Annotated in this window: 13 protein-coding genes; 11 read left to right on the top strand and 2 right to left on the bottom strand. The window is 48.1% G+C overall.

From position 1 onward, the window contains the following. Positions 1-186: 186 nt before the first annotated feature. On the bottom strand, positions 187-1,635 hold the full coding sequence (cls, locus tag MKY85_RS26830; protein ID WP_339238109.1) for a cardiolipin synthase: 1,449 nt from the start codon (positions 1,633-1,635) through the stop codon (positions 187-189). Between the two features lie 330 nt (positions 1,636-1,965). Here cls and argC point away from each other — a divergent pair, with 330 nt between their 5' ends. From argC to argH, 7 genes are all read left to right on the top strand, one after another. Then, a complete protein-coding gene (gene argC, locus MKY85_RS26825) occupies positions 1,966-3,015 on the top strand; it encodes an N-acetyl-gamma-glutamyl-phosphate reductase (protein WP_342571167.1) in 1,050 nt (349 codons plus the stop codon). A gap of 135 nt (positions 3,016-3,150) precedes the next feature. Next, a complete protein-coding gene (argJ, locus tag MKY85_RS26820; protein ID WP_342571166.1) occupies positions 3,151-4,389 on the top strand; it encodes a bifunctional glutamate N-acetyltransferase/amino-acid acetyltransferase ArgJ in 1,239 nt (412 codons plus the stop codon). Between the two features lie 314 nt (positions 4,390-4,703). Continuing rightward, positions 4,704-5,543, top strand: coding sequence for an acetylglutamate kinase (argB, locus tag MKY85_RS26815; RefSeq protein ID WP_091013051.1), 840 nt, complete (start codon positions 4,704-4,706; stop codon positions 5,541-5,543). Between the two features lie 285 nt (positions 5,544-5,828). Next, complete coding sequence (locus tag MKY85_RS26810; protein ID WP_342571165.1) at positions 5,829-7,082, top strand: aspartate aminotransferase family protein; 1,254 nt, start codon at positions 5,829-5,831, stop codon at positions 7,080-7,082. A gap of 201 nt (positions 7,083-7,283) precedes the next feature. Next, positions 7,284-8,249: an ornithine carbamoyltransferase gene (gene argF / locus MKY85_RS26805; protein ID WP_047840650.1), complete on the top strand. Its 966-nt coding sequence runs from the start codon at positions 7,284-7,286 to the stop codon at positions 8,247-8,249. A 158-nt stretch (positions 8,250-8,407) separates the two neighbouring features. Continuing rightward, entirely contained in the window at positions 8,408-9,643 is a 1,236-nt protein-coding gene (locus MKY85_RS26800; RefSeq protein WP_145324334.1) for an argininosuccinate synthase, read from the top strand. A 106-nt stretch (positions 9,644-9,749) separates the two neighbouring features. Further along, on the top strand, positions 9,750-11,153 hold the full coding sequence (argH, locus tag MKY85_RS26795; protein WP_339261529.1) for an argininosuccinate lyase: 1,404 nt from the start codon (positions 9,750-9,752) through the stop codon (positions 11,151-11,153). A gap of 195 nt (positions 11,154-11,348) precedes the next feature. On the opposite strand, the gene MKY85_RS26790 is transcribed toward argH, so the two are convergent. Further along, positions 11,349-12,137, bottom strand: a complete 789-nt coding sequence (locus MKY85_RS26790; RefSeq protein WP_339238098.1) for an alpha/beta hydrolase family protein — start codon at positions 12,135-12,137, stop codon at positions 11,349-11,351. A gap of 299 nt (positions 12,138-12,436) precedes the next feature. On the opposite strand from MKY85_RS26790, the gene MKY85_RS26785 reads away from it, so the two are divergent. The 4 genes from MKY85_RS26785 to MKY85_RS26770 all read left to right on the top strand — a co-directional run bounded on the left by MKY85_RS26785 (position 12,437) and on the right by MKY85_RS26770 (position 16,147). Continuing rightward, positions 12,437-13,060: a YhbD family protein gene (locus tag MKY85_RS26785; RefSeq protein WP_342571164.1), complete on the top strand. Its 624-nt coding sequence runs from the start codon at positions 12,437-12,439 to the stop codon at positions 13,058-13,060. Between the two features lie 14 nt (positions 13,061-13,074). Then, the gene (locus tag MKY85_RS26780; RefSeq protein WP_339257622.1) at positions 13,075-13,803 is read left to right on the top strand and encodes a polymer-forming cytoskeletal protein; all 729 of its coding nucleotides are present in this window, start codon (positions 13,075-13,077) and stop codon (positions 13,801-13,803) included. Between the two features lie 34 nt (positions 13,804-13,837). After that, positions 13,838-14,521, top strand: coding sequence for a hypothetical protein (locus tag MKY85_RS26775; protein ID WP_342571163.1), 684 nt, complete (start codon positions 13,838-13,840; stop codon positions 14,519-14,521). Positions 14,522-14,593: 72 nt separating this feature from the next. Continuing rightward, a complete protein-coding gene (locus tag MKY85_RS26770) occupies positions 14,594-16,147 on the top strand; it encodes an MDR family MFS transporter (protein WP_342571162.1) in 1,554 nt (517 codons plus the stop codon). Positions 16,148-16,265 lie beyond the last annotated feature (118 nt).

Raw genomic sequence — 16,265 nt, 5'->3', positions numbered from 1 at the left:
CTGCAATGGCAGAGAGGGAGTACCTGCTTTTCTACTATTAAAAGTTCAACTTAACATTTCACATAACGGAGAGGACAGAAATGTCCTGAAGAAGTGGAATGTTCGCCTGAAAGCTTTCTAAAAGAAAGCTACTTCGGAAGCATATGCTATCCCCGGATTTTCCCCTGTCATCGGAGTGCCTACCGCCTACAGAATCGGAGACAGCAGACGGGAAATGGCTTCTTTGAAACGAATAATCAGACTGCGTTTTTGGTACTCCTCGAGTGTCATCTCGCGCGATACATGCAGGTCGTGCTCAAAGGTTTGTACAAGTGCTGTTGCAATCGTTTCATCGTACATAAAGGCATTCACCTCAAAGTTCAACCGGAAACTGCGGTAGTCAATATTGGCGGTTCCCACGGATGCAACCAAACTGTCAATGATAAGTGTTTTGGCATGAATGAAGCCATTGTCATATATAAATACCTTGGCGCCAACCTTCAACAACTCGCCAATATAAGATAACGTTGCCCAATAGACGAAAGCATGGTCTGGTTTATTCGGGATCATAATGCGAACATCGATACCGGACAGACACGCGAGACGAATCGCTTCGAATACGCTGGCATCCGGGATAAAATAAGGCGTTTGGATCAGAATCGAATGTTTGGCACCATTAATCATCTTGAGATAACTGTTCTTGATATGCTCAGTCTCTGCATCCGGTCCACTGGAGACAATCTGCATGGCCGTATTGCCCGTACCCTCAATATGAGGGAAATGTGCCGGAACATATGGTGTGTCGTGTTGTTTGGACGCTTCATTCCAATCCAGGAGGAAACGGGTCTGCAATGCATGAACGGCATTCCCCTGAATACGCAGATGTGTGTCACGCCAGTAACCGAATTTTGAGTTCAAGCCAAGATACTCATCTCCAACATTAAATCCGCCCGTGTACCCCAGGTTACCATCAATGATGACAATCTTACGGTGATTACGATAGTTCATACGCAAGTTGATCAGACTGAATTTGGATGGGAAAAAGACTTCAACCAATCCGCCTGCTTCGCGCAATTCTTTGAAAAAGCGTTTGGATACCCGCCGCGAGCCGAGCGCATCATACAGCAAACGAACTTTGATGCCTTCCCGCGCTTTGCGGATGAGTGCATCCCGAATTCTTTTGCCCAGTCGGTCGCCTCTATAAATGTAGTATTGCACGTGCACGTGATCCTTGGCCGCTTCGATGTCATCCAAGAGCCGCTGGAATTTGTCAGTTCCGTCCGTAATGATCTCAACCGCATTATCCTCGGTCAGCAGGGCACCGTTCTGCTTCAGGTTCATATAGATCATGTCTTGGCTACTCTCGGTTGCCTGGTTGCGGAAAGGGGTACGGTTATCATGCAACTGTGCGAGCTGAGCTTCAATACGTTCCTCCAGCCCGAGTTTTTTGCGTTCCTTCCATTGGAAAAGCCGGTATCGGGTCAGATTCTGACCGGTTAAAAGATAAAGTACAAACCCAAACACCGGAATAAAGTTCAAGACAAGCAGCCAAGCCCAGGAAGCACTAGCATCCTTCCGTTCGAAGAAAACAACGGCTGCCGCAAAAATAATATTCAGGCCCAGGAGTACAATAAGTAAAATGGATTCGATATGCACTATAGTCCCCCACGTCTCATAATGACCATCATGAATCTATTCATATGTCCTTGATTAGCAGGTTAGTTATGAATAAGACCCTGATTGTAATGTTTCCTACTAATACGTATTTTAACAGAAGTATACCTGTTCGTCCCGGATGTTAAAAAAGATATGTTCGGATTGGGTGGAAATCCATGTGAAATTGATGATAGAGTGTTGTATTTATATAACCAGAGTCGTATAATAATACACAAATATGCATATAAGCGACGGAATTGCTGTGTTCGAGCCTGATTCATGCAAGAACATAGCACAAGTAGCGCATACATCGAGATTGGGGGAGCGAGAGTGAATAACAAATTAAAAGTAGCAATCGTCGGTTCCACCGGCTACGGCGGGGTGGAGCTGATTCGTTTTTTCCAGAACCATCCGCAGGTTGAAATCACATCGGTGATCTCATCATCGAGCAGTGGTGAATCCATCGCAGATGGGTTTCCGCATTTGACGGACGTGATTCACAGGCCACTTGACGGCGTAGATCCGGCTGAGATTGCGAGTCGTGCGGATCTGGTATTCACAGCGACCCCGTCCGGCGTAAGTGCGAAGCTCGTACCAAGTTTGCTGGCAGCAGGGCTTAAGGTCATTGATCTGTCTGGCGATTTCAGACTCAAGGATGGAACGGTGTATGAAGAGTGGTACAAACATCCGGCGCCTTCATCTGATTTGCTGGAACAAGCGGTGTACGGCATGGCTGAGGTGTACGGTGATAAGGTGAAGGGACAGAATTTCATATCTAACCCAGGCTGTTATCCAACGGCTACACTTCTTGGACTGATTCCTGCAGTAGAGGCAGGCTGGATTGATCCTTCTACTATTATTATAGATGCCAAATCAGGTGTATCCGGAGCAGGACGCGGAACAAGTCTGACGAACCATTATGCAGAGATGAATGAGAATTTCAAAGCCTATAAACTGAACAAACACCAACATATTCCCGAGATCGAGCAAGTGCTTGGCAACATAACGGGAACGCCCGTTACGGTTACCTTCACCACACATCTGGTGCCAATGACACGTGGAATCATGAGTACGATGTATGCAAAACTCATTGGGGAACACAGCGACCGGGAGATCGTGGATTTATATCGCAAATATTATGAGAACAGACCTTTCGTACGTGTACGTGAACCGGGCATCTGGCCTTCTACCAAAGAAGTGTACGGATCCAACTATTGTGATATCGGATTTGCGATAGATCCTCGCACAGGGCGTTTGACGATTATTTCGGTCATCGACAACCTGGTGAAGGGTGCATCCGGGCAAGCGATTCAAAATATGAACCTGATGATGGGATGGGAGGAGAACCTCGGGCTGAACATGACACCTGTATATCCATAAGGATTGGAATTCAGAAGGCACTGGAATATTCAAAGTTAAAGTAAGAGTGCATTCTTGGAGTGAACTTAGGGAGATCGGATCAGGTTAAGCAGGCGGATCATCGGCATATAGCTGAACGCATACGGGGGATATGATATGGGAACGAATGTGGAGCAACAGAGTTTTACCGTGATTGAGAACGGAACAATTGTAACCCCTGGGGGATTCACTGCTGGTGGACTTCACTGCGGATTGAAAAAAACTTCTCGTAATGACATCGGAGCGATCCGATGTGATGTACCGGCTACAGCTGCTGCTGTGTATACAACGAATGTGTTTCAGGCCGCGCCACTCAAAGTAACGCGCGAAAGCTTGAACAACGGACGACTCCAGGCTGTTATCGTTAACAGCGGTAACGCTAATGCATGCACAGGGCAACAAGGGGAAGAAGATGCATATGCGATGCGCTCGGCTGCTGCGCGAGAGTTGGGTGTGGCAGAAGAGGACGTGGCGGTGGCTTCCACAGGTGTCATTGGGGAATTGCTCAAAATGGATGCTGTGCATTCAGGCATTACCGGACTTCCAGCGCATATGGGCAAGGAGCCGAATGAGGCGGAACAATTTTCACAAGCGATTCTGACAACGGATTTGGTGAAAAAGGAAGCCTGCGTCTCCGTTCTGGTTAACGGCAAGACGGTTACGATTGCGGGAGCCGCCAAAGGCTCGGGAATGATTCATCCAAATATGGCGACGATGCTCGCTTTCATGACCTCTGACGCGGTCATTGGTGCAGAAGCATTGCAGCGCCTGCTGCGCCAGGCAACCAATCACACATTCAACATGATTACTGTAGATGGGGATACAAGTACGAACGACATGCTGGTAGCCATGTCCAGTGGATATGCAGGCAATGAAGAGCTGACAACAGAGCACCCGGATTGGGACGCTTTTGCAGCCGGCTTCACCTATGTATGCCAAGTGCTGGCCAAAGCCATTGCTCGCGATGGTGAAGGAGCAACCAAACTGGTTGAGGTAGAAGTTACGGGTGCGGTAAGTGATGAATCTGCGCAAGCGATTGCCAAAACGGTTATCGGGTCCAGTCTGGTGAAATCCGCCATGTTCGGCGCTGACGCCAACTGGGGACGGATTATCGCAGCCGTAGGGCGTGCAGGGCAACCAGTGAACCCGGATACGGTAAATATTCGGTTGGGAGAGATCTCGGTACTTGAACAGTCTCGTCCCGTCGTTTTCGACGAAGAAGCAGCATTGGCCTATTTGCAGACCGATACAGTACGCATTGTGGTGGATCTGCACCACGGCGAAGGAACGGCAACAGCCTGGGGCTGTGACCTGACGTATGACTACGTCCGAATTAACGCAGCATACCGCACGTAATAAGCCTTAGCATTTATTCTATTGAAGCTAACAGCTTCCCTATGAGAAGCTGTTTCGTAAATATATAGAAAATCTTTAAGGATTGAACTTTATTTGGTCTTTGAGATAACTGGCGAAGGCAGTGGAGAAGACGGAATCGATTCTGTAGAAGCGAAGCGTTCGCCTTTGTCTCCGGGTTTCCTCTTTATAAAGTGAATCAAAAAACCTGGAGACAACAGCGATCAAAAGAACGATCCGGATTCGGAACGGTCAGCCAACGAATATCGCATCTTGTTAAGCCTTTAAGAATATTTGAACGAAAGGAGCTTGCCCTCATGAATTCAACAATGCCAAACAAAAGTACCGCAACGGAAGCGAGCACAGAGAAACAGATGTTTGTCATGAAATGTGGAGGCAGCACACTGGCGGCATTGCCAGAGTCCTTCTTTGCGGATCTGCGTGATTTGCAGTCTCAGGGCACACAGCCGGTAATCGTGCATGGTGGAGGCCCTGCAATTTCGGATAACCTGGCGAAGCTTGGTATCGAAACCGAATTCGTTAATGGCCTGCGCAAAACAACTGAACCTGTGCTGGACGTAGTGGAGATGGTGCTTGCGGGCAGTATCAACAAACAGATCGTGCGCCTGATCCAACGTGTGGGCGGTCGTGCACTAGGTTTATCCGGCGTGGACGGTGGTTTGATCCAGGCTAAACCTGTTACAAATCACGCAGAGATCGGCTGGGTAGGCGATGTCACGGGTGTGAATGCAGAGATTATCCAAGGCATCGTGAACATGGGTTACATGCCGGTTATCGCGCCAGTTGGTGTGGATGCCACTGGACAACGCTACAACATCAACGCAGATACAGCTGCGGGTGCTGTGGCGTCTCATCTTGGCGTAAGCCGGATGATTGTCGTAACCGACGTTCCTGGCATCATGAAGAACGTAGGCGGCGAGAAAAAAGTACTGCCATCCGTCTCTGTACAGGAGATCGAGGATATGATCCAAACCGGAGAAATCTATGGTGGCATGATTCCCAAAGTGCGTGCAGCTATCGCATGTATTCATGGTCAAGTACGTGAGGTTATCATCGTAGACGGAAGCGAACCCCAGATCCTGAGCCGAGTGCTCGGCGGAGAAATTATCGGAACAAAAATTATCCGTATGCAATAATTATTCTCAGTGCGCTAGGGTCTTCATGGTCTTATATTAAATAAAAAATATGTGCACGGCATTTTTATGTGAAGATTGAACATCACACAATAACGTAGAGGACAGAAATAACCTGAAGAAGCGAAGCGTGCGCCTTTATCCCCGGATTTTCCCCTTTAAGGGGTAATCAAAAAATCCGGGGATAACAGCGATCGGAAGGTTGTTCTGGCATCGAAGTGAAAAGTGTAAAGTTAAGGTGTTCTCATAATTAGTGCCGTTGCACCAACCAATAGGAGTGATATGGTGATGGCAAAAGGCAACGAACAGCCAGGTTCTGGCACAGCGGTAGCGGGCGCAGCAGCAACAGGTGCAGCGGCACAGACGGAAAGCTCGCTTTTTCAAACATATGCGCGTTATCCAATCAGTCTGGTCAAAGGTAAAGGAAGTTGGTTGTGGGATGACCAAGGCAACCGTTATCTAGATTTCATGTGCGGACTCGCTGTAACCAGCCTGGGCCATGCACCAGAGAAAGTCGGTGCCAAGCTGAAAGCTCAGATTGATGAGCTGTGGCATGTGTCCAACCTGTTCCAGATTCCGGGCCAGGAGAAAGCAGCAGCACTGCTGACAGCCAATACATGTGCTGATGCCGTGTTCTTCTGTAACAGTGGTGCCGAAGCGAACGAAGCGGCAATCAAAGTAGCACGTCGTTATCACCAGAAAGTGAAAGGAACAGATCGCTATGAAGTGATCACCTTTGCCCAGTCCTTCCACGGACGGACACTTGCAACATTGACGGCAACTGGACAGGATAAGGTGAAAGAAGGATTTTTGCCATTGCCAGCCGGATTTGTAACTGTACCTTTGCATGATATTCCTGCACTTGAAGCGGCAATTGGACCTAAGACGGCAGCAATTATGCTGGAAATGGTTCAGGCCGAGGGCGGTGTATATCCAGTTGAGCCGGAATTCGTCAAGCATGTACGGAAACTGTGTGACGAGCACGGATTGTTACTCATTGTGGATGAAGTGCAGACTGGAATGGGACGTACTGGTAAATTGTTTGCACACGAACATTATGGCATTGAGCCAGACGTGTTCACCGTTGCCAAAGGTATCGGCAGTGGTTTCCCTGTAGGCGCGATGCTGGGTAAAGGCTTCCTGCGGGATGCGTTCACGCCAGGTAGTCATGCGACCACCTTTGGTGGAACACCACTTGCTTCATCCGTTGTGATTGCGACCATCGAAACGATGTTGGAAGATCGTTTGCCAGAGCGTGCAGCGGAGATGGGTGAATACCTGATGAGCTCCCTGCGGAATCGTTTGGCAGGCAATTCCTTTGTGAAGGAAGTACGTGGCATGGGATTGCTCGTTGGTATTGAATGTGCTGAGCCGGTAGGTGATATTGTGCTTGCTGGGCAAAAACGCGGTATTTTGTTTGTCTCTGCAGGACCGAATGTGATTCGTTTGCTTCCGAACCTGTATGTGAGCAAAGAAGAGATCGACGAGGCCGTATCGCTGGTAGGCACATTGATCGAAGAATACGTAGCGGCGAAAGCCTAATATAAAAATGAGAACCTTTCTGTCTCGGGGCCATTACCGGCCTCGAAGCAGAATGAGATGATGAATCCCTGTAGCCGCGTGGTGAACTTGCGGAAGGCGGCAATGATTACACAACTTTAGAGCACTCAGACAACTTGTCAACGTTGCTCTCTCTTCTGCCCATGCGGGTGCAGGGAACCGGAAATAAGGAGGACATTATAGATGACAGCACAACAGACGGAAAAGATTCAGAAGATTGATCTGAGAGGCCGGGATTTTATCGAATTCACGGACTACACAGCAGAGGAGATTCGTTATCTGCTTGATCTCGCGATCGAGATTAAAGGCAAGCAAAAAAGCGGTGTACCGTTTCAACCGTTGAAAGGCAAAACGATCGGACTTATTTTTGAAAAATCATCTACACGTACGCGTGTATCCTTTGAAGTAGGCATGTTCCAATTGGGTGGACACGCGCTCTTCCTGAGCAAAAATGATATCCAGCTGGGTCGCGGGGAAACCACACATGATACAGCCAAAGTTTTGTCCCGCTACCTGGACGGCATCATGATCCGTACCTTTGGACACCATAATGTAACTGAACTGGCAGAGCATGCTGATGTTCCAGTCATTAACGGCCTGAGCGATGCAGCGCATCCTTGTCAGGTACTGGCCGACTTCCAAACGGTGCTGGAGCACAAAGGCAAGCTCGCAGGTCTGAAAATGGCTTACATCGGAGATGGCAACAACATGGCACACTCCCTGATGCTCGGTGCAGCGAAGATGGGGATGCACGTCGCTGTAGCAACGCCAGAAGGTTATGAGCCGGATAGTGCAGTAGTGGAGCAGGCGCGTATTATCGCACAGGAGAGCGGCTCTGAAGTGACTGTAACGTACAGTGCACAAGAAGCCGCGAAAGATGCAGATATCGTGTACACGGATGTGTGGGCAAGCATGGGCTTTGAAGAAGAGCAGAAGATTCGTGAGCAAGCGTTTGCGGCATACCAAGTGGACGAGGAACTGATGAAAGGTGCGAAGCCGGACTACATGTTCTTGCACTGTCTGCCAGCACACCGCGGCGAAGAAGTGAGTGCCGGTGTAATTGACGGACCGAACTCCCTGATCTTTGATCAGGCGGAGAATCGCTTGCATGCACAGAAAGCATTAATGGCTGCGTTAATGAGCGAATAGATGCTGTTTGCCTTTATGGGTTGATTTTAGGCGCAGATTTCGCGATGATAGATTCATCTATAATGTACTTTAAAAAGTTAATTAAACAAGAAGCTCGTAGGATTCAGTGTATGAAGGCTCTGTTTTAACTTAACTGATCTTGGGGAGGACCACTGAACATGGCTAAGGAAAAAATTGTACTCGCGTATTCAGGCGGGTTGGACACATCTGTAATTTTGAAATGGTTGAAAGAAACATATGATGCTGAGATTATCGCCTTCACAGCGGATATCGGACAAAAGGACGAACTGGATGGCTTGGAGGAAAAAGCACTCGCTACTGGCGCTTCCAAAGTATACATCGACGATCTGCGCGATGAATTCGCGAAAGATTTCATCTATCCAATGTTCCAGGCAGGTGCCCTTTATGAAGGACAATACCTGCTTGGCACAAGTATCGCTCGTCCACTGATCGCTAAACGCATGGTGGATATTGCTCGTGCAGAAGGCGCTACAGCCATCGCTCACGGCGCTACGGGTAAAGGGAATGACCAAGTTCGCTTTGAGTTGAACGCGGCTGCGCTGACACCAGACATTAACGTCATTGCACCTTGGCGTCTGGAAGAATTCCGCAACCAATTCCCGGGACGTGCCGAGATGATTGCTTACGCTGAGAAACATGGTATTCCGGTAACCGCATCTGCGGCTAAACCATACTCCACAGACCGCAACCTGCTTCATATCAGCTATGAGAGCGGTGTGCTCGAAGATCCTTGGTTCGATCCAAGTGCGGACGAGAACAAAGACATGTTCCTGCTGAGCAGTGCGCCTGAAGATGCACCGGATCAAGCGGAATATGTCGAGCTTGAATTCGAAAAAGGCGACTGTGTTGCACTGAACGGTGAGCGTTTGAGCCCATTGCAAGTGATGGAGCAACTGAACGAGCTGGGTGGCAAACATGGTATTGGCCGTGTAGATATGGTTGAGAACCGTTTTGTTGGTATGAAGAGCCGTGGCGTATATGAAACACCGGGTGGAACAATCTTGTTCACAGCACATCGCAAAATGGAATCCATCACGATGGACCGTGAAGTGATGAACCTGCGTGATAGCCTGATCACACGTTACAGTACATTGGTGTACAACGGTTTCTGGTTCGCACCGGAACGTCTTGCATTGCAAGCGCTGGTAACTGAGAGCCAGAAGAACGTAACAGGTACGGTACGTGTGAAACTGTACAAAGGCAACATCATCGGCGCAGGTGTGAAAAGTCCTGTCAGCCTCTACAACCCGGACATCGCAACGATGGAAGCTGATCCAACGCAAGCTTACGATCAAGGGGATGCAACAGGCTTTATTCGCCTGAATGCACTGCGTTTGAAAGTAAACTCCGGCGTTGAGCAAAACAAAAACTAAGTTCAACCTGCATACTAGAGCTACATTAATATAATTGACAAGGCAGGCCGTTCTTGCACATCTGGCAGGAGCGGCTTTGTCCATGAGCGAAAGGGGAGTACTCACTGTGAGCAAGCTGTGGGGAGGACGTTTTACGAAACAAACCAATCATTTGGTTGAGGAATATACGGCATCAATCAATTTTGACAAAGCTTTGGCTGAGGAAGACATTCAGGGTAGTCTGGCCCATGTAACGATGCTGGGCAAATGCGGTATTCTGCCTGCGGAAGATGTGGAAACGATCAAAGAAGGTCTGATCACTGTTCTGCACAAAATCCGTGCGGGCGAAGTGGAATTCTCCGTATCGGACGAAGATATCCACATGAATATTGAGAAAAACTTGATCGATACGATTGGCCCTGTAGGCGGTAAATTACATACAGGCCGTAGCCGGAACGACCAGGTTGCAACGGATATGCACTTGTATCTGCGTGAGCGCGTGGTTGGTTTTGTAGGCATGCTGCATTCCTTGCAGGAAGCATTGATTGGACAAGCAAAAGATAACCTCGATACCATCGTACCGGGTTATACGCATCTTCAGCGGGCACAGCCAATCTTGTTCGCCCATCACCTGATGGCGTATGTATCCATGTTCCAACGTGATGCGGAGCGTTTAATGGACAGCTACAAACGAATTAACATCCTGCCACTGGGTGCAGGTGCGCTCGCGGGCACAACATTCCCGATTGACCGTCATTTTGTGGCGGAACAACTGGGCTTCGATGGCGTGTACGAGAACAGTCTGGACGCAGTAAGCGACCGTGACTTTATCGTTGAGTTCCTGGCGGCAGCTTCGCTGATTATGACTCACTTGTCCCGTCTGAGTGAAGAGCTGGTATTGTGGAGCAGTACAGAGTTTGGATTTGTTGAATTGGACGATGCGTTCTGCACAGGCAGCAGCATTATGCCTCAGAAGAAAAACCCGGACGTTCCTGAACTCGTTCGTGGTAAAACAGGACGTGTGTATGGCAACCTGATTGGTTTGCTGACTGTACTGAAATCTCTTCCACTGGCATACAACAAAGATATGCAGGAAGACAAAGAAGGCATGTTCGATACTGTAGCAACGCTGGAAGGTGCACTTCAACTGTTTGCTCCAATGATCGCAACAATGACTGTGAACAAGGATCGGATGCGTCAAGCGGTCAACCAGGATTTCTCGAACGCTACGGATATTGCCGATTTCCTCGTAGGGGAAGGCTTGCCTTTCCGTCAGGCGCATGAAGTGATTGGCAAAACGGTGCTTTACTGCATCCAGAACAGCAAGTATTTGCTGGATCTGACGATCGATGAATTCAAGCAGTTCTCACCACTGTTCGATGACCGGATATATGATGTACTTCAACCGGAAGCGGTAGTGAACGCTCGTAACGTTTACGGAGGAACAGCTTCGGGTCAAGTTGCCGAAGCCATCGCACGCAGTGAGAAGGTATTGGAAATTACCGAGCAATGGATTACGAACCGCGGTTAATACCACGGTCATTATAGGGATTTGTACAGATACGACAGGACAATAAAGAAGCAGGCCAGAGAACTTTGTTCTCAACGGCCTGCTTTTTTGTGTTTTACAGCGATTTGATGTGGATCATTCCAGCTCCATAGCAACAGAAGGTTGTTGCCATCTGAATGCCAGTCTTCATTGTCTGCAGCGGTTATTAATGCTCTACTAATCTCGCTTGGGCAAAGGCAACCATTTCAATACATCCTGGATCTTGGCATCCCAGTAGCCCCATTCATGTTCACCAGGCCCTTCCTCGTACGTCAATTCGAAGTTTGTTTGTTCGCAGGCTTGACGGAAAGTTTGATTATCCTCATACAGGAAATCTTCCGTTCCGCAACATTGGTAGAGCAAAGGTCGTGGGCTTTCGCCAGATTGATTTTCTTTTAACAGATGGATTAGATCGTTCTCTGTACCTGTCACATCGGGTCCGAAAATCCGCTGTAACTCCGTTTGTTGTAAGGCCGAGGATGCGTTTCTATCCATATGTGCAGACATATCGAGAGCTCCAGACAAACTGGCAGCAGCCGCATACTGCTCTGGTTTACGAAGGGCCAGCTTGAACGCTCCATAACCACCCATGGATAATCCAGCAACGAAGTTATCCTCACGCTTTGGTGACAGAGGGAAGAAAGAACGAGCAAGTTTAGGCAGTTCTTCGCTGATAAACGTCCAGTATTTTCCGCCTTCGACCATATCTGTATAGAAACTGCGATGTACTTGCGGCATAACAACGGCGATTCCTAGGTTGGCTACATAACGTTCAATCGATGTGCGGCGCAGCCAGATGGAATCATCATCCGATAGACCGTGTAACAGGTACAGGGTTGGATGAAGTCCTTTGCCAGTCACGTTCTCCATACCGATCTGATTGTGGGTTTGTTGCGGCAGAATGACATGCATACTGGTACTCAGCCCAAGTGTATCGGAGTAAAAATCACATTTAATAAGTGCCATGAGTATAAGAAACCCCTTTCATAAGTTCGTTAACCACGTGTTTTTGACTTGAGAGGATGAGCCGGGATTGCTCCCTATTAGCTTTTAAGTATCCATATTTAACAGGTTATACGCATTGCTGGTGCAATGCAATAACAAAGATGCACATTAAAAAATTATGCAGAAGTATCTCTAAATTGTAAGGTTTCAACAGGCTAAGCCAGATGAGTGGCGTGGAGGGAAGATCAACATTGTTACGACGTTATTTACAACGTAACAATGTTATGTTACACTGATTTCACGATAAAGGGGGACCATATATGACGGATGATTTGATCTCCAAAAAAGAACTGCTGGACCTGACAGGAATCTCCTACGGCCAGTTATACCGCTGGAAGCGGAAAAATCTCATTCCGGAAGAATGGTTTATTCGGAAGTCGTCCTACACCGGACAAGAGACCTTTTTTCCCAAACAACAGATTTTACTGCGCATTGACAAGATTCTCAATATGAAAGACGGATTATCGCTGGATGAGCTGGCGGACGTGTTCTCACCTACGTTGGGTGACGTGGAGATGTCTGCCCAACAACTGTTAGAGCGAAACATTGTTTCGCAAATCTCGTTGGATTTGATGAAAGAAGCAGGTCGGGAACAATCGTTATATGCTTTAGAGCAGATCATGATGCTCTACGTCCTTGATAAGCTGTTAATGAGCGGAGATATTACTCGGCAAGAGGGTGTGTTGCTAATCGATGTGATGTCCGAACATTATTATCGTTTTACAGGCAAACCCAGCGAACTGGTGCTTATTCGTAAGATGGGTGTTCCTTCATTCATGCTGGTAACAGCAGGAACGGAGTTTTATTTTGACAATGGTGTGAAGGTGGTTGTTAGGCAGCCGATGGGAACATTTATGGAAGAATTAAAACTCGAATTGGGATAAGGAGAGGATCATCTATGGAAGAACGAAATAAGCGGAATGATCTGAATGTATCGGGTATGAGTCAAACGGCAGGTGGGGAGTTTCACCGTGTATCGATTGATGGCATGGCTAAGGTGAATGGTAATCTGGACTGTACCTCTATGGAAGTGAATGGAACATTGAAGATGCACGGCGCTTTAAGCTCCGAGAGTGCGACGATTAACGGCATGTGTACGTTGAACGGCCCTTTGACCAGTTCGCGTGTTCGTGTGGATGGCATGACAACAATTAACGGAGATCTTCATAGCCCTGAGCTTGAAGTGAACGGGAAATGCACCGTACGGGGACGAGTGGATGCGGAACGAATTGATATTGGCGGTGTGATTGATATTGAAGGTGATGTGCAATGTGAGTCCCTGAACGTACAGGGAAATATCAAGATCAGCGGCTTCCTGAATGCGGGAACAGTGGAGATCAGACTTCACACCTCTTCTTCGGCTAAAGAGATTGGCGGAGAGCGTATTGATATTCGTCGCAAGGAACAACAAAACGGGTTCTGGAAAAGTATTGGCCTGGGCGGAACTCCATCATTTAAGACATCCTTGATTGAGGGCGATGAGATTGTGCTGGAAGATACCGAAGCTGATATTGTTCGGGGGAGTAACATTTTCATCGGTCGCGGCTGTAACATCAGGCTGGTCGAATATTCAGGTGAACTTGAGGTAGATCAGGATGCCAAGGTGGGCAGCAGTCAGCGAATTTAAATTTTGGATATGGAGAGAAAGGGATGAGATCGACATGAATAACAATCCTGGGCGTTCATTGGACAACAAAATGGATATCAGCATCGTTGGTGATGGCAGTTCTGCTGGGGGCGTGTATGGCAAGGTTAAGGTCATAGGGGATGCGTCCTTTAACGACAATCTATCTTGTGATCGTTTCAAATGTACGGGTACATCGGTCATATACGGATCGCTTGAAGCCACAGAGATTAAAATTACGGGAACCCTTACTTTGACAGATCGAGCTGTCAGCAACGATGGTGAGGATGGAATTCAGGCATCTGGCCTGCATGCCAAAGCTGAGCATATCAAAGTGGTTGGTGAGCTTCATTTGTCAGGGGATTGTCAGGCAGAAAATATCAAGCTGAACGGACGGTTGACGATAGCGGGGATGCTCAGCGCTGAACACATGACACTCAAGATCATGGGTCCATCCGAGGTCAAGGAAATGGGCGGTTCCATCATCTCGGTGAAGAGTGGCCGGTTGAATGACTTGTTCACGGGGAATAAGTCAATTCTCAAGGCACAGATTATCGAAGGTGACGATATTGAATTAGAAAATACCGAGGCCGAGATTGTGCGTGGCGATAAAATAAAAATCGGTCCTGGCTGCCGGATCGGTAAAGTGGAATACCGTTCATCTCTGCAAATTCATCCGCAATCGGAAGTTTTACTGCAAAGCAATCGGTCCTTGGACTGATTAACGAAAACTTCTTTTCGGATATACTAATGCAGTCATATGAATAGAGCGTGAATGGAGAGATTGAGTACAATGGTTGCACGTAAAAACAGTATTGGATTGGTGCTGGCAGGGTTACTGCTCAGCATACTAATGGCTTCGATGGATAATACCATCGTGGCAACAGCTATGGGGGATATTGTCGGGAAGCTGGGTGGGCTCGACAAGTTCGTCTGGGTTACCTCCGCGTACATGGTGGCTGAGATGGCGGGGATGCCAATCTTCGGTAAGTTATCCGATATGTATGGACGGAAGAAGTTTTTTGTCTTTGGTATTATTGTATTTATGCTTGGCTCAGCACTGTGCGGAACGGCAACGTCTATTGTGGAATTGACGATGTACAGAGCAATTCAAGGTATTGGTGCAGGTGCTTTGGTACCGATTGCCTTTACGATCATGTTTGATGTCGTAGCACCAGAATCTCGTGGTAAATTGGGTGGATTGTTTGGAGCGGTCTTCGGTCTGTCCAGCGTCTTTGGACCACTGCTGGGTGCTTACATTACTCAGTATGCGACATGGGAATGGGTATTCTATATCAACCTGCCGCTCGGCTTGATTGCATTTGTGTTTATTGCCTTCTTCTACAAGGAGTCTCATCAGCATCAATCCCAACAGATCGACTGGCTGGGTGCTGTAACACTGATCGGTGCTGTTGTGTGCCTGATCTTTGGTCTGGAACTGGGCGGCAAGACGTTTGCCTGGGGTTCATGGCAGATTCTTGGCTTGTTTGCCGGATTCGTAGCACTAGCGCTGCTGTTCCTGTTTGCAGAAACAAGAGCGAAGGAACCTATCATCTCTTTCGGCATGTTCCGCAACCGGGTCTACTGGTCCAGTAACGTTATTGGGATGTTCAGTGGTGCGGCGTTCATTACAGCATCCGTGTACATTCCGATCTTCATACAGGGCGTACTCGGTGGTAAAGCGACCAACTCCGGTCTCGTACTTTTACCGATGATGCTGGGGTCCGTTGTGACGGCATCCCTGGGCGGGGTGCTCATGACCAAAATCAAATATCGCAATATCATGATTCCTACGTTGGCCTTACTTGTCATTGGACTGGGATTGCTGACTACGTTGGATGAGAGTTCTTCCCTGTGGACGATACGTACTTACATGGTGATGGTTGGTCTGGGTGTCGGGGCTTCGTTCTCGGTACTCAGCAATGCAGCCATGAACGCATTTGAACCGCGAAGACGCGGAGCAGCAAGCTCCACGCTTAACTTTTTGCGGTCCCTCGGCATGACGATGGGTATTACGATCTTTGGTATCGTGCAGAGCCAGGTATTTACGCGTAAAATGAATGATGCTCTCGCAGGAGCAGCTGCGGAGACAGGTGGTGCTTCCGCGGGTGGTATGCCTCAGGGAATGGATCTGACCGATCCACATGCGTTGCTCTCACCAGAACTCAGACAGGCGATTCCGCCTCAGGTGCTGGATAGCATCACACATGCTCTATCTTCTTCCATCGTGCAGTTGTTTGCTTGGGCCGTGATTCCAGCTGCACTCGCGTTGGTTGCTTCTTTCTTCATGGGAAAAGAGAAAATGGTCGTAGGCGAAGAGCAAGGCGAATACACAGGCGGTCACTAAACCGTAATGCAGTAAACCTCTGATTACAGAGGTAAGCCTAGTTTATTAAGATTCCAATATCCTAAACAAATGAAAAGACACACTTCTGGCGTATCCTAAAAAGGGACGGGAAGTGTGT

The organism is Paenibacillus sp. FSL R5-0749, from assembly GCF_038595085.1.
In the GTDB taxonomy this organism is placed as follows: Bacteria; Bacillota; Bacilli; order Paenibacillales; family Paenibacillaceae; genus Paenibacillus.
The sequence above is the reverse complement of the archived record's forward strand: the minus strand, read 5'-3'. Positions and strand labels throughout refer to the sequence as shown.

What these genes read in the sequence shown, in the direction of transcription:
- argJ (WP_342571166.1), top strand. Translation starts at nt 3,151, where the DNA reads ATGGGAACGAATGTGGAGCAACAGAGTTTTACCGTGATTGAGAACGGA.
- argB (WP_091013051.1), top strand. Translation starts at nt 4,704, where the DNA reads ATGAATTCAACAATGCCAAACAAAAGTACCGCAACGGAAGCGAGCACA.
- MKY85_RS26810 (WP_342571165.1), top strand. Translation starts at nt 5,829, where the DNA reads ATGGCAAAAGGCAACGAACAGCCAGGTTCTGGCACAGCGGTAGCGGGC.
- argF (WP_047840650.1), top strand. Translation starts at nt 7,284, where the DNA reads ATGACAGCACAACAGACGGAAAAGATTCAGAAGATTGATCTGAGAGGC.
- MKY85_RS26800 (WP_145324334.1), top strand. Translation starts at nt 8,408, where the DNA reads ATGGCTAAGGAAAAAATTGTACTCGCGTATTCAGGCGGGTTGGACACA.
- MKY85_RS26790 (WP_339238098.1), bottom strand. Translation starts at nt 12,137, where the DNA reads ATGGCACTTATTAAATGTGATTTTTACTCCGATACACTTGGGCTGAGT.
- MKY85_RS26785 (WP_342571164.1), top strand. Translation starts at nt 12,437, where the DNA reads ATGACGGATGATTTGATCTCCAAAAAAGAACTGCTGGACCTGACAGGA.
- MKY85_RS26780 (WP_339257622.1), top strand. Translation starts at nt 13,075, where the DNA reads ATGGAAGAACGAAATAAGCGGAATGATCTGAATGTATCGGGTATGAGT.
- MKY85_RS26775 (WP_342571163.1), top strand. Translation starts at nt 13,838, where the DNA reads ATGAATAACAATCCTGGGCGTTCATTGGACAACAAAATGGATATCAGC.
- MKY85_RS26770 (WP_342571162.1), top strand. Translation starts at nt 14,594, where the DNA reads ATGGTTGCACGTAAAAACAGTATTGGATTGGTGCTGGCAGGGTTACTG.